Origin of the sequence: Ottowia sp. oral taxon 894 (assembly GCF_001262075.1) — a bacterium.
Lineage (GTDB): Bacteria > Pseudomonadota > Gammaproteobacteria > Burkholderiales > Burkholderiaceae_C > Ottowia > Ottowia massiliensis.
Genome location: NZ_CP012073.1, coordinates 447603 through 467226, shown reverse-complemented (window position 1 = coordinate 467226; position 19624 = coordinate 447603). Strand labels below are relative to the sequence as shown.

Sequence of the window (19624 nt, the reverse complement as noted above, 5' to 3'; positions counted from 1 at the left end):
GAGGCTCTGGCCTGGCGGCTGCGGCCTGAGCGCATTGGCCGCTTGCCAAAAGAAAAGCCGCCAATCCATGCGGACGAGCGGCTTGTGTTCCGGAAAAGAACCAATCAATTTGGAGGCGCGACCCGGAGTCGAACCGGGCTAGACGGATTTGCAATCCGTTGCATAACCGCTTTGCTATCGCGCCGAAGGGTTTTGCGTAAAAGAAAAAGGAAGCGCTGGCTTCCTTTTTCTTTTTATATGGAGCGGGAAACGAGGCTCGAACTCGCGACCTCAACCTTGGCAAGGTTGCGCTCTACCAACTGAGCTATTCCCGCAAAATTCATTTTTTTGCCGCTAAAACCGGTTTGGTTTTGCAGGCATATAACCTGGAGCGGGAAACGAGGCTCGAACTCGCGACCTCAACCTTGGCAAGGTTGCGCTCTACCAACTGAGCTATTCCCGCGTTTTGGTGAAGCGGCGAGTATAACGTGTTTTTGGCGTTTCTCTGGAATTCACTCAAACTGGCGCAAAACCAGCGTGGCATTGGTGCCGCCGAAGCCGAAGCTGTTGGACAGCACGGTGCGCAGGCTGGCCGGGCGCGAGGCCGTAACCAGCGGCAGCCCGTGTGCGGCAGGATCGGGGTTTTCCACGTTGATATTGCCGGCGATGAAGCCGTGCTTGAGCATGTAGAGGCAGTAGATGGCTTCCTGCACGCCCGTGGCGCCTTGCGAATGGCCGGTGAGCGATTTGGTGGATGAAAAAGGCGGCACGCCTGCGCCGCTGCCGTCGGGGCTGAACACGGCGCGCAGGGCGTGCAGCTCGGGCACATCGCCCACGGGGGTGGAAGTGCCGTGGGTGTTGATGTAGTCGATGGGGCCTTCCACGCTTTCAATGGCCTGCCGCATGCAGCGCATGGCGCCTTCACCGGAAGGCGCGACCATGTCCTGGCCATCCGAAGAAAGGCCAAAGCCCACGATCTCGGCCAGGATGTGCGCGCCGCGCGCCTTGGCGTGCGCCAGGCTCTCCAGCACCAGCGCGCCGCCGCCGCCAGCGATGACAAAGCCGTCGCGCGCCGCGTCGTAAGGGCGTGAGGCGCTTTCGGGCGTGGCGTTGAAGCTGTGCGACATCGCGCCCATGGCGTCAAACAGCGTGGCCAGGCCCCAGCCCAGCTCTTCGCCGCCGCCGGCAAACATCACGTCCTGCATGCCCCAGGCAATTTGCTGGGCGGCCGCGCCCACGCAGTGCGCCGAGGTGCTGCACGCGGAGGTGATGCTGTAGTTGATGCCCTTGATGCCGAAGGCCGTGGACAGGTTGGCCGAAACGGTGGAACCCATGCAGCGCGTGACCTGATACGGCCCCACGCGGCGGATGCCCTTGCTGCGCAGGATGTCGGCCGCCTCAATCTGGTGGGTGGGCGAGCCGCCGCCCGAACCCATGATGAGGCCCGTGCGCGGGTGCGAAATTTGCGCGGGCGTCAGCCCCGCCTGCGCGATGGCGTCTTGCAGCGAGACGTAGGCATAGGCGGCGGCATCGCCCATGAAGCGGCGCAATTTGCGGTCGATGCGCGCGTCCAGGTCAATGCGCGGCTGCCCGGCCACCTGGCTGCGCAGGCCCATTTCGGCAAACAGGGGCATGGCGCTGATGCCGCTGCGCCCTTCGCGCAGCGAAGCCACCACGCTGGCCTCGTCGTTGCCTATGCACGAGACGATGCCCGCGCCCGTGATGACGACCCGTTGCCTGGCGCTCATGTGTCTTACCCCTGTTCTGCGGCCTGACCGCGCTGGAACAGGCCCACGCGCAAATCGCTGGCCGTGTAAATCTCGTTGCCGTCGGCCAGCAGGCGCGCGTCGCCAATGGCCATGACCAGCTTGCGCTTGATCACGCGCTTGATGTCGATTTCATACACCACCTGCTTCACGCCGGGGCCGACTTCGCCGGTGAACTTGACTTCGCCCGCGCCCAGCGCGCGCCCGCGCCCCGGCAGTTTCAGCCAGGTCAGGTAAAAGCCGATGAGTTGCCACATGGCATCCAGCCCCAGGCAGCCGGGCATCACGGGGTCGCCCTGGAAGTGGCAGGCGAAAAACCACAAATCGGGTTTGATATCCAGCTCCGCGCGAATGCACCCCAGGCCGTGCGCGCCGCCGTCGTCGTCAATGTGCGTGATGCGGTCAAACATCAGCATGGGCGGCAGCGGCAAGCGGCCGCTTTCGGGCGTGAACAGCCGCCCTTCTCCAGAGGCGATCAGCTGCTCATAAGTAAAAGACTCAACCATGAATCCGGGCTTTCAAAACGCGTGGGGAAAGCGGGCGAGTATGCCAGCAGCCCCTGTTTTGGGCCGGACGGTCTGGCCAGGCGCTCCACGGGTTCACGCCTTGCCTGCCGGAAGCAGTGAACGGAGACAGACAGGGCGCTGGCGGCGAATGGCAGGGCCTGAATCCACGGCTTTTTTCGCTCCTTTATCAATAGCATGACGTCCTAGTGGAAACAGTGTAAAACGGGTTTTATGACCCCTCTTATTCGCTCCTTTTATTGATGGCGCGAGAAAGTCTGGAAGCGGCTGGAAAACCAAGGCGGCGGCGCAGCGATCCTGGCCAGTCTGCGCGAAGGAAGTCAAAAACAGAAGCAAATACAAGGGAGCCAATATTGGCGTCTGCGCTGATTCCACTAGGACATCATGCTATGAAACGAGGAGCAAAAAGCAGCGCTTCTGAAGCGGCTCGGAACAGCCTCTCATGCCGCTGCTGCGCCGCACACCTCGCAATGCGCGTGGCGCGGCAGGCTCAGCTCGGTAAAGCGCATGGCGCGGGCATCAACCATGAGCAGGCGGCCTGCCAGGCTCTGGCCAGCGCCGGTCAGCAGCTTGAGGGCTTCAGCCGCCTGAATGCTGCCGATGATGCCCACCAGCGGCGCGAACACGCCCGTGGTGGCGCAGCGGCGCTCGGGCACGGTCTGCGTGGGCGGGTACAGGCACGCATAGCAGGGCGCGCCGGGCTGGCTCAAATCGTGCACTGAAACCTGCCCATCAAAGCCAATGGCCGCGCCCGCCACCAGCGGCACGCGTTGTGCCACGCAGGCGCGGTTGAGGGCGTGGCGCGTGGCGAAGTTGTCGCTGCAATCCACGGCCACGCTGGCCTGCGCGGCCAGCTCGTGCAGCAGGGCCTCGTCGGCGCGGCGGGGCACGGCATGCACCTGCACTTCGGGGTTGAGCGCGGCCAGCGCGGCTTGGGCGGAGGCCACCTTGGGCTGGCCCACGCGCGCTTCGGTGTGCAGGATTTGACGCTGGAGGTTGCCCAGGTCCACCACATCGTCATCCACCAGCGTGATGCGGCCCACGCCCGCGCTGGCCAGATACAGCGCCACGGGCGAACCCAGGCCGCCCGCGCCCAGCACCAGCGCATGCGCGTCCAGCAGCTTTTGCTGGCCCTCGAAGCCGATTTCATCCAGCAGCAGATGGCGGGCGTAGCGCAGCAGTTGGCGGTCGTTCATGGCGCGCGGTTTTTTCTCAAAGGCCGATGGCGAAGATGGCCGGCTCGCGCCCTGGCGCAGCGTCTGCACCCAGCTGGCGCCAGGCGCTGGCGGGCAGCGTGCGGCAGCGGGCCGCAGGCAGCGTCAGCCCCTGGCTCACGCTCAGGCGCGTGGCGGGCTGCAAGGTGTGCGCCAGCGCGTGCAGCAAGGCGGCGTTGCGGTAGGGCGTTTCAATGAAAAGCTGGGTCTGCCCCGTTTTGAGCGCCAGCGCCTCCAGCTCGCGAATGCGCCGCGCGCGCGCTGCCGCTTCCTGTGGCAGGTAGCCGTTGAAGGCAAAGCTCTGCCCATTCAGCCCGCTGGCGGCCAGCGCCAGCAGCAGCGAGCTGGGGCCGGCCAGCGGCTGCACGGGCACGCCCGCCTCATGTGCGGCACGCACGACGGAGCTGCCAGGGTCGGCCACGGCGGGCAGGCCTGCTTCGCTGATCAGGGCCATGTCATGCCCGGCCAGCGCGGGGGCCAGCAGGGCGCGCGCGTCAAACCGCGCACCGCCGCCGCCTGCGTGATCGCCCTGCTTGTGGGCGGCGCGCGGCAGCTCGGCAATCTGCACGGCCTGCAAGGGCTGCGCCAGCGGCGCGATGGCGTTCACGCGCTTGAGAAAGGCGCGGGTGGAGCGGGCGTTTTCGCTCACCCAGAAAGCCAGGCGCGCGGCGGTCTCAATCGCCAGGCGCGGCAAGGCCGCTTCCAGCGGCGCGGGCGGCTCGCAGCCAAAGTCCAGCGGCGCGGGCATCAAAAACAGCGTGCCAGCGGGCAGGGCGCTGGCGGGCGGGGCGGAATGGCTCATGGCGCGTTGCTCTTGGGCTTTACGGCAGCGTCAGCCCGGCGGCGCGCAAAAGTTGCGCGGTGCGAATCAGCGGCAGGCCAATGAGCGCCGTGGGGTCGTCGCTTTCAATGGCTTGCAGCAGGGCAATGCCCAGCCCTTCGCTCTTGGCGCTGCCCGCGCAGTCGTAAGGCTGCTCGGCAAGCAAGTAGCGCTCGATCGTGGCGGCGTCCAGCGTGCGAAAGCGCACCGTGACAGTGGCCAGGCTGCTTTGCGCGAAGCCCCGGCTGGCCTGCACCACGGCCACGGCGGTGTGAAACAGCACGGTTTGCCCGCTCATGCGGGCCAGCTGCGCGGCGGCGCGCTCGTGCGTGCCGGGCTTGCCCAGCGGCTGGCCATGCAAATCAGCCACCTGGTCAGAGCCAATCACGATGGCCTGCGGCTTGCGATCTGCCATCGTTTGCGCCACCGCCTGCGCTTTCTCCAGCGCCAGCCGCAAGGCCAGCTCGCGCGGGGCTTCGCCCGCGCGCGGGGTTTCATCCACATCAGGCGCGGCCGTCTCAAACGGCAGCGCCAGCCGCGCCAGCAGCTCGCGCCGGTAGCGCGAAGTAGAGGCCAGCACAAGGGCAAAAGAAGCAGAGGCAGACATGGGCGGCGATTTTCCGGCATCAGCCGCATCCAAAGCCCAGGCCCGCCACTTTGAAACTGGTGAGCCTGGAAAGAAAGCAGAGCGGGCGGTATCACTACAAAAACAGAAGCTGATTCATACACATGAAAATCGGCGTCAGCGCCCGTTCCACTAAGACCTCATGCTATGAATCGAGGAGCGAAACCTTTTTGAAATGCCAAAACGGCATGCCCTGATGGCCGCTGGGGCGCAGGCCGGAAGACGAAAGAGGCCCCGGCAGGAGCGCCGGCTCCACAAATGCCAGCGCCAGGCGCTTTTTGAAAACCCTCGCGCCCGGGCGTGATGAGAGCCTGTTCAAAGCCGTGCGTGAACACGAAGCGCAAGCCGGACATGGCCCCGGACCCAACGCGTTTCCGTCTCCAGTTACAGGCCGCCGGCCAGACCTGAATGCCCCCTTGCCTGATGCTGCGGGAAGCGGGGTTCATCCTTCAATTGACTTGTCCTCTTCCAGAAGTTTTCTGGCCGCTCCAGGCCCTGCTGATGGCTTGCCATAAGGGACGGCAGGCCGGAGCCGGACCGCAAGGCGTTCTCCGTTGGCGGCACCTGGCCTACTGTGCATCTTCCCGGCCCGCCCGCTGGCCCGCTTTCCGGGAGAAGCCACGGAAAGCGGGAAGGCGGCAGGAAGCTGATAGGCAATGGGCCTGCCAGGTCAGGGCGCCGCGCCTTGAATCCGCTTTCTGATGAAACGGGAACGGCTCTTTGTTTGTTGAAGAACCCGCTGGGCAAACAAGCGGTGGCTGACTTTTTGGGCCGTCATCAGTCAATCAGCCGGCCTTTTGGCGTCTTTGCCATTCTTTCGCCTGCCTGGTTCAGTTGCGCGCCACTTGCCGCAGCGTCACGAACTCTTCGGCCAGCGTGGGGTGAATGCCGATGGTGGCGTCGAACTGCGCCTTGGTGGCGCCGCATTGCAGGGCCACGGCAAAGCCCTGGGTGATTTCGGGCGCGTCAGGCCCGGCCATGTGCAGGCCGATCACGCGGTCGCTGGCGTCATCGACGATGAGCTTGACCAGCGCGCGTTCGCCGCTGCCCGAGAGCGTGTGGCGCAGCGGCCTGAAATCGCTGCGGTACACGCGGATGGGGCGGCCCGCCGCGCGCGCTTGCTCTTCGGTCAGGCCCACCGTGCCGATGGGCGGGTGCGTGAACACCGCCGTGGGAATGTTGTGGTAGTTCATCTGGCGCGCAGGCTGCCCCGGCGCGGGGCCAAACAGGTGATCGGCCAGCGCCATGCCCTCTGCCAGCGCCACGGGGGTCAGCGCCATGCGGCCCACCACGTCGCCAATGGCGTAAATGCCCGGCGCGCGCGTGGCGAAGTGCTCATCCACTTCGATGTGGCCGCCCGCATCCACCGCCACGCCGGCGGCGGCCAGGTTCAGGCCGCGCGTGTTCGGCTCGCGGCCCGTGGCGTAGAGCACGGCGTCTGCGGTGATGATCTGCCCATCGGTCAGCTCCACTTGCCGCGCGCCATCCGCACCGGCGCTGATGCGCCGCACATCGCAGCGCGTGAGCACGCGCACGCCCGCCTGCTGCATTTGCCCGGCCACGAAGGCGCGCACTTCGTCGTCAAAGCCGCGCAGCACCTGCTCGCCCCGGTAAACCAGCGTGACATCAGCGCCCAGCCCGTGAAAGATGCTGGCCATTTCGCAGCCGATGTAGCCGCCGCCCACCACCAGCAGGCGGCGCGGGAAGGCGGGCAGGTCAAACATTTCGTCTGACGTGATGGCCAGCTCGCCGCCCGGCACGCTGGCGCGGCGCGGCATGCCGCCAGTGGCAATCAGCACGTGGCGGGCGGCATGGGCCGTCTGCCGCCCGTCAGCGGCCCTGACTTGCACGCCCTGCAAGCCGCCCGCTTGCGGCCCCAGCAGGCTGGCCTGGCCGCGCAGCACGGCAACGCCCGCCTGCGTCATCAAACCTTCATACACGCCGTTCAGGCGCGCAATTTCCTGCGCGCGGGCGCTTTTGAGCGCGGCCCAGTCCAGCTGCGGCGCGGCTGCTTGCGGCCAGCGCCAGCCAAAGCCGCGCGCCTCTTCAAACGCTTCGGCGTAGCCGGCGGCGTAGCTGTAGAGCTTTTTCGGAATGCAGCCCACATTCACGCAAGTGCCGCCCATGCGGCTGCCTTCGGCCAGCGCCACGCGCGCGCCGCGCTGCGCCGCCATGCGGGCCGCGCGCACGCCGCCGGAGCCGCCGCCGATGACGAACAGGTCAAAAGAAGAGTCAAGCAAAGAATCAGGCCGGGTCATGTGTTTTTCCTCTGAGGTAGTGCCACAAAAAGCTTCGCGCCACGCGCGGCGGAGCATTGTCCGCCGCCCGCGCACGCCTTGCTGCAAACCACCCCCCAGCCTGGCCGGGTGCGGAGAAAGCCGCCTGCAAAGGCCTGGGCGCAGGCGGCAGGCGCGCAAGCCTTTGCATACCTGCATTCCATGCCCGCATCCTGCCCTCTTATTTTGCTCCTTTATCCATAGCATAAGGTCCTAGTAGAACCTGCGCTGAATGGTATTTCTTGCCTATTGGATTTGCTACTGTTTTTGAATTTATGTGGCGTGCAGGAGTGCGCCGAAAGTGCCGCCTTATTCATCACATTCATCAGCCGTGTCTGACAGAGGCTGTCTTTTGCCTTTGCGCCCCAGGTCATTGCTGCAAGCAGGTTTCAAAGCAAGGCTGAATTGAAAGCGCCTGGTTGTGCGCCAGCGCGCATGAAAGGCACCGGGGCCTGATGGCTCTGGCGTGTTTTTTCACGCCAGATTTTTCTCTGTTCGCTGGCCTGAATGCGCAAGCGGCCCGCAGCCATAAAAAAGGCCACGCCTGAAAAAAGGCGTGGCCCGCAAGTGGCCTCCGCGAGGGAGGCTCCAAGGAGACAAACGGTATCAGCGCTTTTTGCTGCCGCTCTTGGCCAGATTGGCTGCGTTGGCGGTAACGGCGTTGAAGTTGGCTTCGGCCACGGTGGAAGCTTGCTTCACGGCTTTTTGCACCGATTCATAAGCATTGTTGGCGGCAGCCACGGCGCTTTTCATCATGGCCACGGCGGTTTCAGAGCCGGCTGGGGCGTTTTGCGCGGTGTTTTCCACTAGGTTGGACAGCTGCGTTTGCGACTCGGCCACCTTGGCTTCCACGGCCTTGCCGAATTCGGCGCTTGCGCCTGCGGCAATGTCATACAGATGGCGGCTGTAGGCGGCGGTTTTTTCTGCCAGAGGCTGGAACACGCTGGCTTGCAGGGCGAGCAGCTCCTGCATGTCCTTGGCGCCCAGCAGGGCCTGCGCGTGAGCGGCTGATTCGTCCAGCATGGCCTTGGTGGCCGTCATGTTCAGCTCAACCAGGCGCTCAACGCTTTCAAAAGCCTTGGTGGTCAGGTCGTGCAGGGCTTCCATATTGGCTTTCTGGGCGGCCAGCAGTTGTTCAGGGGTCAGCATGTAGATTCCTTCAAAAACATAAAAGGGGAAAAAACCGCTGCCATGCCACAAAAAGCTTGTTGCAGTGCAGCAAGGGGATTTTAGAAGCGTCGATGCGCATTGCAAGCATTTTTTGTGCGTTGCAACAAGACGCAGATCAAAAAAGTGTTGATCACGGGGGGCTTGAGGCCTGCTCGAATTCCGTTCGCAGGCGCAAAAAGCGCGGACCCGGACGTTCTTGGGCCTTGCAACTCATGCGGATCTGCGTTTTTGCCTCTCGCGGCCAGGCTCTGAACAGCTTCCAACAGGAAGGAGCGCGTTTGAAAAGGAGTTTGGAAGCCTGGCTCCCCCATCAGGCGGGCGGCCATGGAGCGCTTGGAGAGCGCAAAAAGACTGCAAAGCAGCCAAGCAGCTGCACGGCCTGATTCAAAGAATGCAGACGCGCTAGAAAAGGCTTTCGTATTACCCGTCAGAGCAAAGCTGTGAACCCGTCAGAAATCACTGAAATTGATGGGATCAATGAAAGAGGCGAAGGGAAAACGGCGGGTCTAGAAAAGAGAAAAGGCAAACGGAATTCCAGCTGGTTTTCAAATTGGCCCCCTTGGCATCGCTGCCTCATGCTGGCTCCGCCAGTGGGCCAGCTGGCTGGCCGCCGCTGCGACCGGCTCCCGGCCCTGGCGCAGCTAACGGGGCTGGCGTCGCCAGCGCTTGTATCGCACGTGCAGCCACCAGCCCAGCGAAACCAGCGCGTAGGTTGCCAAGCCGCCCGCGCAGGCGAAAACAGCCAGGCCCACGATGAGGGGCTTGCCCAGCGCCTGAATGCGCTGCCACAGGCCGGGCGGCGGCGCGCCGTGGGGGCCGGAAGCGGCGCTGACTGCTTCGGCTGCCGGAAAGCTGGCGGGAGCGGCGCCTTCATGGCCGGTGAGCCATGCGCCCGTGCGCCAAGCCAGGTAGTAGATGGGCGCGAAGGTAATGGGGTTGGTCACCAGCGTGCTGCCCATGGCGGCAGGCACGTTGGCGCGCAAGACAACGGCGGTGGCCGCCGAAAGCGGAATTTGCGCCACGGGCAGCAGAAAACCGAAAAAAATGCCAATGGCCATGCCCAGCGCCACGCTGCGGCGCGAGAAGTGCCAGAGCTTGCGCTGCCCCAGCCAAGGGGCCAGCCAGCGGGTTGCGCGGTGTTTGGCGAGTTGCTCGCGCGTGGGAATGAATCGCAGGAAATATGAGAAAAATTTCACGGTGGGGCCTGATTTCCGGAATCAGGAGAAACGGCTTATTTTCGTGACAACTGGAATATGGAAACTACAATAAGTTACTTCGTGCCGCTGGTTTTGTTCCGGCATTTGCCATTGGCGATATTTTTGAGGATTTTTCATGACCCGACAACTTGATTTGCTGCGCCGCCCGCTGATCAGAGCCGCAGGACTGGCTGCTTCAAGCGCCGTCTGCCTGGCAGCGGCGGCGCAAAGCGCGCCCGCGCCAGCCCCCGCAGCGCCCGTGGCGGCGCCCGGGGCCTGCCAGCCGCTTTATCTGGCGCTGGAAACAGGCCATCTGGAATCGGCTCCCATGCTGGTGGAAGCCCTGCACACGCAAGGCGTGACGGCCACATTCTTTTCGGCCAACGAAAAGCAGAAAAACGGCAAAACCTCGCTGGACCGCGCCTGGGGGCCGTGGTGGAAGGCGCGCGCCCGCGAAGGGCATGACACGGCCGCGCGCACCTGGGACCGTGTGGAATGGAATGGCGACCTGCCGGGGCGCGAGCCGCGCTTTCGCATGCGCATACACGACGGCGCTTTTGCCGGGCGCGAGTTCACCTGGAAAGGCAGCAAGTACTGCGAGAACCTGGACAAGTCCGCCGAGCGCCTGAACTACTACACCGGCAAGCCGCCGCTACAGCTTTTTCACGTGGAAGGGCGCGCCTCCCCCCGCCTGCTGGAAACAGCCCAGTCCTGCGGCTACAAGCACGTGAACTGGACGACCGCCTCCTTTCTGGCCAGCAAAGACTGGACCGAAGGCAAAAAGCCCTATGACGAGCTGACCCGCAACGCCCTCAAGGCGCTTCCGCCCCAGCCCGTGCTGCTGGTGGGCACCAGCATGTGGGAAGGGCACGACGGCTGGGTCACAGGCGGCATGCTCAAGCAGTTCATCGGCCACGCCAAAGCGCTGGGCTACTGCTTCAAGCCCCTGCGCGAGCACCCTGACTACCAAAGCTGGCTGCAAGAGCACCCGTATGAGGACAAGCCGTGAACGCCCCGGTGTTCGGCCTCATCATCATCGGCGATGAAATCCTCTCGGGCCGCCGCAGCGACAAACACCTGGCAAAGTGCATCGAAATCCTGGCCGCCCATGGCCAGGCGCTGGCTTGGGCCGAATACGTAGGCGACGAGCCGCCGCGCATCACCGCCACGCTGCGCCGCGCCTTCGCCTCGGGCGACGCGGTGTTCTGCACCGGCGGCATCGGCGCCACGCCGGACGACCACACGCGCCAGTGCGCTGCAGCCGCCCTGGGGGTGGCGCTCAAGCCGCACCCTGAAGCCAGGGCGCTGATTGATGCGCGCATGCAGGCTGTCGCGCGCGAGCAGGGCCAGCCCTGGCAGCCCGATCACCCTGACCACCAGCGCCGCCTGCAAATGGGCGTGCTGCCAGCGGGCGCGCGGCTCATACCCAACAGCTACAACCAGATTCCCGGCTTCAGTTGCAGCGGCCCCGGCGGCGGTGCCGTGCACTTCATGCCCGGCTTTCCCGTCATGGCCTGGCCCATGATCGAATGGGTGCTGACGCACGAATACGCCGGGCGGCTGGATGCAGGCGCGCGCCAGCTGGAGCGCTCGGTCATCATCTTCGGCTCCATCGAGGCGGCGCTCACTCCCGTTATGGAGCGCGTGGAAGCGGCGCACCCCCAGGTGAAAGTCTTCAGCCTGCCCAGCATGGATCACCCCGAATACGGCCGCCACATCGACCTGGGCGTGAAAGGCCCGCCGCCCGCCGTGCAAGCTGCCTACGCCGATTTGTGCGCCTGGCTGGCGCCGCTGAACTTGCGCTACGGCCCTGAAATCACCCGGCCTTGAGAATCTGTTCAGAGGCAGGCGGGGGCTGAATTTGGAGCATGTGCCGTCAGCCCCTTTTCGCTCTTCTATTAATAGCGTGATGTCCTAGTGGAATGTGCGCAAAGCGGTGTTTTCGGCCCTTTGATTAGCTCCTGTTTTTGATGTGATCAGGCGGGCAGGGGCCGTCCGGAACAGGCTCTTGCGGGCGCTGTTTCATTCATGTCAGCCGCGTTGGCTTCATTCTGTTTCCGCATCGCCGGTTGCGCGGCTGCCTTCGCGGGTTTGTGTTTTGTTTTCCGTTTCGTCTTCCGTTTCGTCTTCCGCCTCTTTCCATGCCTGGCTGGCGGGCGCTGGCTCAATGGCCTGCAAATGCCCGTCTGCCAGGCCGGCGAGCAGGGCGCGGCCATCGGGCAGGGTGCGGAATTCGCCGTAGCGGGCCTGCTGGAAGGGGCGGCCACGGCCTTCGGGGAAGTGGTAGGCGTCGGTCACAAGCGTCCAGCGGCCGTTTTTGTGCAGCACGGGCAGCAGGCGCTCATCGGCGGCCAGCGTTTCGCCGGGGCGGGCCACGCGCAGCGGCTGGGCCACACCGCGTGCATCCAGCCGGGCCACGATGCGCGGCGCGGACGCCCAGGGCCGGTTTTCGCGCACGGCCAGTTCGCTGGCGATGTTGGCGGGCAGGTCAAAGCGCAGCGCCATGTAGTCGCCCTGCATGAGCGAGCGCGGGTCGGCCGGGGCCAGCGCCACGTAGATTTTTTCGCCGCGCGCGATGACGGCTTCCTTGCCGGCCACGTCGTGCCGCACCAGCGCCAGCGCGGCCAGCGTGCCCAGGGCGATCAGCGCCAGGCTGGCCCACGCGGCGGCGCTGGCGGGCACGGCAGGCGCCAGCAGGCTGGCGCTGCTCCATGCCTGCCGGGCGCGGCGGCTGGCTGTGCCCCAGCGCAGTGCAGCCAGCAGCGCGCCCAGCGCCGCGCCGGTGGCGGCCAGCACGGCGGCTTTTTGCACCAGCGGCCAGTGCAGGACGTAATAAAAGCCTGAAAGGCCGAGCAGCAGAACGAATAGCGCCAGCGCCAGCAGGCGGCGGCGGTGCGTGCCCAGCGCTACCGTGCCCACCAGCGTGACCACGCCAATCAGCGGGATGAAAAAGCACGCCAGCAGCAGCACGCCATAGGCCAGCGCGAACAGTCCCAGGCTGCGCGCGCCGGCTTGCCGCAAGCGCCAGTGCCGCATCAGCCAGCCAGCGGCGGCCAGCGTGAGGGCCAGTTGCAGCGCGGCCCCCAGGCCCAGATGCAGCAGCGGCACGGCTAGCGCACCGGCCTCTGCCGAGCCTGACGCCAGCTTGCGCAGCGTTACGGCTGCGAAAAAGTGGCTGGCATTGACTTGCGCCACGCACAGCACCAGCGCCACGCCCATGCCTTTCAGGGCCGGTGAGCAGCGCGCCTGCACGGCAGCCAGCCAGTGGCGGCCAGGCACGCGGCCTTCGCTGGCTACCAGCACGGCCCATGCCAGCGCCAGCACGGCGGCGTTGATGGCGTAAACGGGCATGCCCATGCTCCAGGACAGGAAACCGTCATGAAACAGCGTCCAGCGTCCGAACAGCCCCAGGGCCACCACCGTGGCCTGCGCGGCCAGCAGCGCCTGTGCCCAGGCAGGCCCGGCCAGCGCCGCGCTGGCCGTCAGCACGGTCAGAAAAATCAGTCCCAGCGTGTCTGGCAGAAGGCCGTCTTCAGGCCCCATGAAGCCGAACGTCATCAGGCTCAGATATAGCGCCACCAAACCGGCTTGCAGCACGGCAAAACCGATTTGCGCGTGCGCCATGCCCACTGGCGGGCGCAGCATGAAAGCGCCTGTTGCCAGCAGCGCGCCCGGAATCGCCAGCCGCACCAATGGCACGGACAGCATGTTCCAGAACAAAAAGCCCACCAGCGCCAGCAGCGGCCACACCAGCAGCTGCGAGCCGAAAAAGCCCATCACCGCAAAAATCCAGTGCGCCAGCCCTTCGCCGCGCGCCTTCTTTTCGCGCCACTGCGCGGTCCACTCGGCCGCTTGCGGCGGCAGCAGGCCCGCGTGAATGCCCAGCCCGGTCAGGCGCAGCTCAGGCGGCAGCGCGCCCGCGCGTTTTTGCGCTTCAGATGCGTGATGCATGTTCATGCTCCTTTGTGCCCACTGTTTTTTTTACCCGCAGCCTTCTTCAGCCAGCCACTGCCTTTGCAGCCGCAGCAGCAGCGCGGCGCTGCCGCCCAGGCACGCAGCCGAGACCACGGTGCCCACCAGCAGCATGCCCATCACGTTGGTATTGCTTTTCAGCAGGCCATAGCCCAGCCCTGCCAGCAGCAGCAAATCCAGTGCCAGCAGCGCCAGCCCCAGCGCCGCCACATCGCGCAGCCGCACCATCAGCCAGCCCGCCGCCGCAGTCAGCAGCAGACAGATGGCGTAAAGCGCGCCGCCCCCCCGTTCGATCAGCCCTATCAGCCCCATCAGCCCCATCGCCACCCAAACGGGCAGCACGGCCAGCGCCGCCACGCGCATCAGCAGCAGCGAAGGCGCGCGCCCGCCCGCCAGCCAGTGCGCATGGCGCGACGGCGCCAGCCCCAGCCAGGTCAGCAGCCAAGGCAGCGCCAGTAGCAGCGCCCAGCCCGCCAGCGCCAGCTGCAGGCGGGGATGCGCCAGCTCGTACCGGGCCAATTCCAGCGGCAGCCCCCACAGCGCCAGCGCCAGCGCCGCCAGCAGCAGCCAGGCCGCCCACAGCAAGGCGCGGCGCGCAGCCAGCACCCACGGCAGCGCCAGCGCGGCCCAGGCGGCGAAAAGCTGCCAGGGATCGGCCCCCGTTTGATACGTCTGCCCCACAAACGCCAGCAAAGCGCCCAGCGCCAGCGTGGCCAGCAGCAGGCAGGCCGTGCGCAGGCGCGGCAGGGCCAGCGCCGCCAGCGCGGGCAGCAGCACCGCCGCCTGCAAGGCATTGAATTTGAAAGCGCGCGTTTGCTCCGGCCAGTTGGCCGCCACCCAGAACACCAGCCCCGCGCCCAGCAGCAGCGCCGCCACGGCCGCCAGCGCCCCCTCCAGCCAGCCGCGCAAGGCGGGCGGCCGGGCGTGCAGTTGCGACATTTGCCACAGCTGCCGCGCCTGCGCCGCCTCCAGGTTGAAACGGCGCACCAGCTGATGAAGCAGCTCATGCATGGAAAACACTCCTTTTTGCTCTGTTTCTGATAGCTGCCCGCGCTTGATCTACGGGCGCAAACGGCTTATTGGGGTATGAGAACCTGTTCCGGGGGGCATGAAAGCCGGGCCGCCGGAATGCCGCGCCCGCGAGGCCGGCAGAGCATCTTGCGCTGCATCTGGCGTCACGCCCGCGCAAGCCTTGCGCGGCGCAAACGCGCCCGCTGGCCGCCGGATGCTACTGCCTGCTACGGCGGGTAAATAGGGCCGGTAAATAGGGCCGGTAAATTCCGCGCCATGCCTTCGCCCTGGTACGCCCACAAGATTCCTCCGCCCGTGATCGACGCAGCCTGCGCCGCCCTCATGTGGCAGCTGGCCCGCAGCGTGCCTGCCGGGCAGCTCTGGCCGCCGGGCGGCGGTGTGTGGGTCTGGGCGGCAGCCCTGGTGCTGGCGGCGGCGGGCGGCACGCTGGCGCTGGCGGGCGTGTGGGCCTTCGCGCGATCGCGCACCACCGTCAATCCGCTGGCGCCGCAGCGCGCCCGCGCGCTGGTCACGGGCGGCGTGTATCGCTACACGCGCAACCCCATGTACCTGGGCATGCTGCTGGCGCTGGCAGGCTGGGCCGTGTGGCTGGGCAATGCCGCTGCGCTGCTGGCGCTGCCGCTTTTTGTGGCGGTGCTCAACACCTTGCAAATCCGCCCCGAAGAAGCCGCGCTGCGCGCGCGCTTTGGCGCGGACTATGCCCGCTATGCGCAGCGCGTGCGGCGCTGGGCGTAGCCCTTCCGCGCGGGCCGGAAGCGCTGCGGGCCATTCATTCCGGCGCTGGCAGGCGGCTTTTGAAAATGCCAGCCTTCATCACATGAAAAAACCGCCCGGCAATGGCTTCGGGCGGTCATTTTCAGTTCATTCAAATCATGAATCCGGACATTCACGATGATTTCCGCCGCTGATTCAGCGTCTTGAATCAGGCGTTCATATTCCCGGGAAAACATGATTCGCCGGGTAATAAAACAAAACGCCAGATTGATTTTCTTTTTTTCATCAGCCGGATGGTTTTGGCGTGGCCGCTGTTTCAGGGAATGAATGGGCACAACGGGCAAGCCGCAAACATAGCGCCTTTTAGCTACTCTATCGATAGCGTGATGTCCTAGTGGAAACTGCGCGGAGCGCCTTTTTTGCCCCTTGAATTTGCTCCTGTTTTGGGTGTGTCTGATGCCAGGCGTCACGGCTTACTGCGGCGTTTTTCGCGGCTGGCAGGCGAGCTGGCGGCGCGCTGTTTGCGCAGCGGCCGGGCTTTGGGTTCCCTGGGCGGCTTGGCGCGCACTTCATGGCCGCAGGCGCGGGAAGCGGCCTGGCGTTCCTGCTCAAACTGCTCGGCATCCACGCGCTGCGGCTGGGTTTGCAGGCTGCGCAGGGCATTGCGGCAGGCCCAGCTGTTTGAGTGGTGGCTGCTGGCGCGGCCTGTGCGGCTGGCGGGCGGTGCAGCCTGCGCGGCTGCGGCGCGCTGGTCTTGCGCGCGGCCTTCGCTGCCGTCCATGCTGTTGGGGCGCAGGGTGATGGGGCCTCCGGCTTGTGCGTTGGCGCAAGGCTGGTCAGAGTAGGTGACAGGGCCGCCAGGCGTCTGGCATTTGTGGGCCTGCGCCCAGGCCGGTTCGGCCAGAAAGAGGGCCAGGGCGGCCAGGGCGGCAGAAGCGGCGTGGACGGACTGACGGCGCATGAGGGGTGGAGGCGAGGACAAGGGTGGGGCGAAGGGGCCTGAGCCGCTCAGCTGCGCTTTTCCAGCGTCATCTGGCTGCCTTCGCGGCGCATGTTGAAGCGGTTGAGAAAGCTGTTGCCCAGTAGCACGGCGGGCATGGGCAGGGGGGTGACGACGGTTTCCACGTCATGCACGGTCACGTCGCCCACGCGCACTTTGCCAGCGCGAATCAGCCAGCCGCGCACGACGCCATTGGCCGTGTGCATGCCCACGGGCTGGCCGCCCTTGTAGTCCAGCCCGATGCGCTCGGCTTCGGCCTGGCCGATGGCAAGAGTGGTAGCGCCGGTGTCCACCATGAACTGCACGGCCCGGTCGTTGATGCTGCCGTTGGTGACGAAGTGGCCGCGCGTGTCTGCCGAGAGCACGACGCGGCGGCCGCTGCCAGGGCTGCTGGCGCCGCCCAGGTCCACGGGCGTGGCGCCCACGCGCAAGGTCAGCTGCTTGCCGTCAGCCATGACGACGGCTTGCTCTCCGCCAGCGGAGATGACTTTGACGCCCTGCGCGCTTTCGCCCGGCGCCAGTGCGCGCGGGCGGCCGCCGTTGATGACAAGCAGCGCCTTGCCGCCCATCATGCCTTGCAGGGAAACGTTCTGCGCCGCCGCCGGAGGGGCGGCAAGCAGGGCGGCAAACAAGGCGGCAGGCAGCGTGGCGGCGAGCCGGGCAGCGGCGGGCGGGCGCATGGGCGGCCTTTTCTCAGTCGCGGAAGTTGTTGAACGACAGCGGCAACGCGCTCATTTCCTTGCGCAGCAGGGCCATGACGGCTTGCAAATCGTCTTTCTTGGCGCCCGTCACGCGCACGGCTTCGCCCTGGATGGCGGCCTGCACTTTCAGCTTGCTGTCTTTGATGAGTTTCTGAATCTTCTTGCCGTCTTCCGTGGCGATGCCGCTGCGCACTTTCACCACCTGCCTGACTTTGTCGCCGCCAGCTTTTTGCACTTCGCCCTTGTCCAGAAAGCGCACGTCCACGCCGCGCTTGGCGAGCTTGGCGCGCAGGATGTCTTCCACCTGCTGGAGCTGGAAGTCGGCATCGCCCAGCAGGGTGATTTCTTTGTCCTTGAGTTCAATGGCGGCGCTGGTGCCCTTGAAGTCAAAGCGCGTGCCGATTTCCTTGGCGGCGTTGTCCACCGCGTTGCGCACTTCCACCATGTCGGGGTCGCACACCGTGTCGAATGAAGGCATCTGTATCTCCTGCAACAAAAAGGCAATGCCACAATTGTCACATGCTTGTCTCCCGCCAGGCCCCCTTGCAGAGCTTCAACACCTTTGGCATCGCCGCGCGCGCTGCCGCGCTGGTGCGCGTGCGCAGCGAGCAAGACTTGCGGCAGGCGCTGGCCGCCCCGGAGCTGGCGGGCCTGCCGCGCCTGGTGCTGGGCGGCGGCAGCAACATCGTGCTGGCCACGGGCGAAGTGCGCGCCGCCGTGCTCAAGATGGAAGTGCCGGGGCTGCGCGTGCTGGAGCAGACGGCGCGCCACACCATCGTGGAAGCGGGCGCGGGCGAAAGCTGGCACGGCTTTGTGCAATGGACGCTGGCGCAGGGCTTGCCGGGGCTGGAAAACCTGGCGCTCATTCCCGGCACGGTGGGCGCAGCGCCCGTGCAGAACATTGGCGCTTACGGCGTGGAGCAGCAAGACCGCTTTCATTCGCTGGATGCCATTGACTTGCGCACGGGCCGCCCCTTCACGCTGGACGCGGCGCAATGCGCCTTCGGCTACCGCGATTCCATCTTCAAGCACGCCCCCGCCGAGCCGGGCGGGCTGGGCCTGGCTGGGTGCGCCGCCATCTTGCGCGTGCGCTACGCCCTGCCGCGCCAGTGGCGGCCCGAGCTGGGCTACCTGGATTTGCAGCGCCGCATGGCGGAAGAAGGCGTGGCCGCGCCCACGCCCAGCCAGATTCGCGACTGGGTGGTGGCCATTCGCCGCGCCAAGCTGCCCGATCCCGCCGTGCTGGGCAACGCGGGCAGCTTTTTCAAAAACCCCACCGTCACGGCCGAGCAGTGCCGCGACATCATCGCCCGCGAGCCGCAGGTGGTGCATTACCCGCTGCCCGATGGCCGCGTCAAGCTCGCCGCCGGCTGGCTGATCGACGCCTGCGGCTGGCGCGGCAAGCGCATGGGCAACGCGGGCGTCTACGAAAAACAGGCCCTCGTGCTGGTGAACCTGGGCGCGGCCGACCACCCGGCCACGGGCGGCGAAGTGATGACGCTGGCCAAGGCCATTCAGACCAGCGTTTACGAGCGCTTCGGCATTCGCCTGGAGCCGGAGCCGGTGGTGGTTTGAGCGCCGCTTCGCCCGGCGCTGCGCTTTCGCCCCTCGCGGCCAGGCGCTGAGCAGGCCCTCAGGCGGGGGCCGCTTCAAAGCGGCCGTAGCTTTGCAGGCGCTGGTAGCGGCGTTCCAGCAGCTCTTCAGGCTCCAGGGCGCTGAGTTGGCGCCAGGCTTCGCCCAGGGCGCGCTTGAGCAGGGTGCACATGTGCTGCGGGTCGCGGTGCGCGCCGCCTGTCGGCTCGCTGACTACTTTGTCGATCAGGCCCAGGCTTTTCAGGCGCGGGGCCGTGATGCCCAGCGCCTCGGCGGCTTCGGCGGCTTTCTCGCCGGTTTTCCAGAGGATGGAGGCGCAGCCTTCGGGGCTGATGACGGAATAGATGGCGTATTGCAGCATCAGCGTCTGGTCTGATACGGCAATGGCCAGCGCGCCGCCGGAGCCGCCTTCGCCAATGATGGTGGTGATGATGGGCGTGCGCAGCTGCGCCATTTCATAGATGTTGCGGCCGATGGCTTCAGACTGGCCGCGCTCTTCGGCGTCGATGCCCGGAAAAGCGCCGGGCGTGTCCACGAAGGTGAAGACGGGCAGGCCGAATTTCTCGGCCGTTTTCATCAGCCGCAGCGCCTTGCGGTAGCCCTCGGGGCGCGTCATGCCGAAGTTGCGCAGGGTGCGCTCCTTGGTGTCGCGCCCTTTTTGGTGGCCGATCACCACGCAGGCATGGCCGCCAAAGCGCGCCAGGCCGCCGATGATGCTCTGGTCGTCGGCAAAGTGGCGGTCGCCGTGCAGCTCAATGAAGCCGGTGAACAGGCCCTTGACGTAGTCCAGCGTGTAGGGGCGGTCGGGGTGGCGGGCGATTTTGGTGATTTGCCAGGGCGTGAGGCTGCGGTAGATGTCCTGGGTGAGCTTGAGGCTTTTCTGGCTGAGGCGGTCGATTTCTTCGGTGATGTCCACCGCCGCCTCATTGCCCGATTGCATGTTGCGCAGCTCTTCAATCTTGTTTTCGAGTTCGGCGATGGGCTGCTCGAAGTCGAGAAAGGTGCGTTTGGCCAAGGGCCTACTCCTGTGTGTGCGGACAAG

Annotated in this window: 20 protein-coding genes and 3 tRNA genes; 5 read left to right on the top strand and 18 right to left on the bottom strand. The window is 65.9% G+C overall.

The window, feature by feature from the left end; genetic code table 11:
* Positions 1-110 precede the first annotated feature (110 nt).
* The 8 genes from ADJ79_RS01970 to ADJ79_RS01935 all read right to left on the bottom strand — a co-directional run bounded on the left by ADJ79_RS01970 (position 111) and on the right by ADJ79_RS01935 (position 4910).
* Positions 111-184: transfer RNA gene (locus tag ADJ79_RS01970), tRNA-Cys, on the bottom strand.
* 54 nt (positions 185-238) lie between these two features.
* A tRNA-Gly gene (locus ADJ79_RS01965) sits at positions 239-314 on the bottom strand.
* Positions 315-366: 52 nt separating this feature from the next.
* Positions 367-442: transfer RNA gene (locus ADJ79_RS01960), tRNA-Gly, on the bottom strand.
* A 49-nt stretch (positions 443-491) separates the two neighbouring features.
* On the bottom strand, positions 492-1727 hold the full coding sequence (fabB, locus tag ADJ79_RS01955) for a beta-ketoacyl-ACP synthase I (protein ID WP_050714555.1): 1236 nt from the start codon (positions 1725-1727) through the stop codon (positions 492-494).
* Between the two features lie 5 nt (positions 1728-1732).
* Positions 1733-2251 (bottom strand): 3-hydroxyacyl-[acyl-carrier-protein] dehydratase FabA, encoded by a 519-nt coding sequence (gene fabA, locus ADJ79_RS01950; protein WP_050714554.1) that lies wholly within the window; start codon positions 2249-2251, stop codon positions 1733-1735.
* A 458-nt stretch (positions 2252-2709) separates the two neighbouring features.
* Positions 2710-3465 carry a HesA/MoeB/ThiF family protein gene (locus ADJ79_RS01945; protein WP_050714553.1) on the bottom strand — a complete coding sequence of 252 codons (756 nt, stop codon included), beginning with the start codon at positions 3463-3465 and terminating at the stop codon, positions 2710-2712.
* Between the two features lie 16 nt (positions 3466-3481).
* A complete protein-coding gene (locus ADJ79_RS01940; RefSeq protein ID WP_050714552.1) occupies positions 3482-4285 on the bottom strand; it encodes an SAM-dependent methyltransferase in 804 nt (267 codons plus the stop codon).
* Positions 4286-4304: 19 nt separating this feature from the next.
* Positions 4305-4910, bottom strand: coding sequence for a nucleoside triphosphate pyrophosphatase (locus ADJ79_RS01935; RefSeq protein WP_050714551.1), 606 nt, complete (start codon positions 4908-4910; stop codon positions 4305-4307).
* On the opposite strand from ADJ79_RS01935, the gene ADJ79_RS13820 reads away from it, so the two are divergent.
* Positions 4909-5064, top strand: coding sequence for a hypothetical protein (locus ADJ79_RS13820; protein ID WP_156303965.1), 156 nt, complete (start codon positions 4909-4911; stop codon positions 5062-5064). The two genes, ADJ79_RS01935 and ADJ79_RS13820, sit on opposite strands and share 2 nt — an antisense overlap.
* A gap of 694 nt (positions 5065-5758) precedes the next feature.
* Here ADJ79_RS13820 and gorA read toward each other — a convergent pair.
* From gorA to ADJ79_RS01920, 3 genes are all read right to left on the bottom strand, one after another.
* Complete coding sequence (gene gorA, locus ADJ79_RS01930) at positions 5759-7186, bottom strand: glutathione-disulfide reductase (RefSeq protein ID WP_050714550.1); 1428 nt, start codon at positions 7184-7186, stop codon at positions 5759-5761.
* A gap of 624 nt (positions 7187-7810) precedes the next feature.
* Positions 7811-8353 (bottom strand): TIGR01841 family phasin, encoded by a 543-nt coding sequence (gene phaP, locus ADJ79_RS01925; protein WP_050716340.1) that lies wholly within the window; start codon positions 8351-8353, stop codon positions 7811-7813.
* Between the two features lie 662 nt (positions 8354-9015).
* Entirely contained in the window at positions 9016-9570 is a 555-nt protein-coding gene (locus tag ADJ79_RS01920; RefSeq protein WP_050714549.1) for a DUF2062 domain-containing protein, read from the bottom strand.
* Between the two features lie 136 nt (positions 9571-9706).
* On the opposite strand from ADJ79_RS01920, the gene ADJ79_RS01915 reads away from it, so the two are divergent.
* Positions 9707-10579 carry a polysaccharide deacetylase family protein gene (locus tag ADJ79_RS01915; RefSeq protein WP_146006969.1) on the top strand — a complete coding sequence of 291 codons (873 nt, stop codon included), beginning with the start codon at positions 9707-9709 and terminating at the stop codon, positions 10577-10579.
* Positions 10576-11400, top strand: coding sequence for a molybdopterin-binding protein (locus ADJ79_RS01910; RefSeq protein WP_050714547.1), 825 nt, complete (start codon positions 10576-10578; stop codon positions 11398-11400). Before ADJ79_RS01915 ends, ADJ79_RS01910 begins: the two co-directional genes overlap by 4 nt.
* Before the next feature lie 216 nt (positions 11401-11616).
* Here ADJ79_RS01910 and ADJ79_RS01905 read toward each other — a convergent pair whose 3' ends face one another.
* Positions 11617-13521: a GDYXXLXY domain-containing protein gene (locus tag ADJ79_RS01905; protein ID WP_172674008.1), complete on the bottom strand. Its 1905-nt coding sequence runs from the start codon at positions 13519-13521 to the stop codon at positions 11617-11619.
* A 30-nt stretch (positions 13522-13551) separates the two neighbouring features.
* Positions 13552-14553, bottom strand: coding sequence for a DUF2157 domain-containing protein (locus ADJ79_RS01900; RefSeq protein ID WP_050714545.1), 1002 nt, complete (start codon positions 14551-14553; stop codon positions 13552-13554).
* A gap of 276 nt (positions 14554-14829) precedes the next feature.
* Between ADJ79_RS01900 and ADJ79_RS01895 the strand changes: the two genes are divergently transcribed.
* Positions 14830-15309 carry an isoprenylcysteine carboxylmethyltransferase family protein gene (locus ADJ79_RS01895; protein WP_050714544.1) on the top strand — a complete coding sequence of 160 codons (480 nt, stop codon included), beginning with the start codon at positions 14830-14832 and terminating at the stop codon, positions 15307-15309.
* Here ADJ79_RS01895 and ADJ79_RS01890 read toward each other — a convergent pair.
* From ADJ79_RS01890 to ADJ79_RS01875, 4 genes are all read right to left on the bottom strand, one after another.
* Positions 15279-15632, bottom strand: coding sequence for a hypothetical protein (locus tag ADJ79_RS01890; protein WP_156303964.1), 354 nt, complete (start codon positions 15630-15632; stop codon positions 15279-15281). The genes ADJ79_RS01895 and ADJ79_RS01890 overlap by 31 nt on opposite strands.
* A gap of 122 nt (positions 15633-15754) precedes the next feature.
* Positions 15755-16270 (bottom strand): DUF4124 domain-containing protein, encoded by a 516-nt coding sequence (locus ADJ79_RS01885; RefSeq protein ID WP_156303963.1) that lies wholly within the window; start codon positions 16268-16270, stop codon positions 15755-15757.
* A 26-nt stretch (positions 16271-16296) separates the two neighbouring features.
* Positions 16297-16968 (bottom strand): TIGR02281 family clan AA aspartic protease, encoded by a 672-nt coding sequence (locus tag ADJ79_RS01880; RefSeq protein ID WP_050714541.1) that lies wholly within the window; start codon positions 16966-16968, stop codon positions 16297-16299.
* A gap of 13 nt (positions 16969-16981) precedes the next feature.
* The gene (locus ADJ79_RS01875; RefSeq protein ID WP_050714540.1) at positions 16982-17467 is read right to left on the bottom strand and encodes a YajQ family cyclic di-GMP-binding protein; all 486 of its coding nucleotides are present in this window, start codon (positions 17465-17467) and stop codon (positions 16982-16984) included.
* Positions 17468-17508: 41 nt separating this feature from the next.
* On the opposite strand from ADJ79_RS01875, the gene murB reads away from it, so the two are divergent.
* Complete coding sequence (gene murB / locus ADJ79_RS01870; protein ID WP_050714539.1) at positions 17509-18564, top strand: UDP-N-acetylmuramate dehydrogenase; 1056 nt, start codon at positions 17509-17511, stop codon at positions 18562-18564.
* Positions 18565-18622: 58 nt separating this feature from the next.
* On the opposite strand, the gene ADJ79_RS01865 is transcribed toward murB, so the two are convergent.
* The gene (locus ADJ79_RS01865) at positions 18623-19597 is read right to left on the bottom strand and encodes an acetyl-CoA carboxylase carboxyltransferase subunit alpha (RefSeq protein WP_050714538.1); all 975 of its coding nucleotides are present in this window, start codon (positions 19595-19597) and stop codon (positions 18623-18625) included.
* Between the last annotated feature and the right edge of the window lie 27 nt (positions 19598-19624).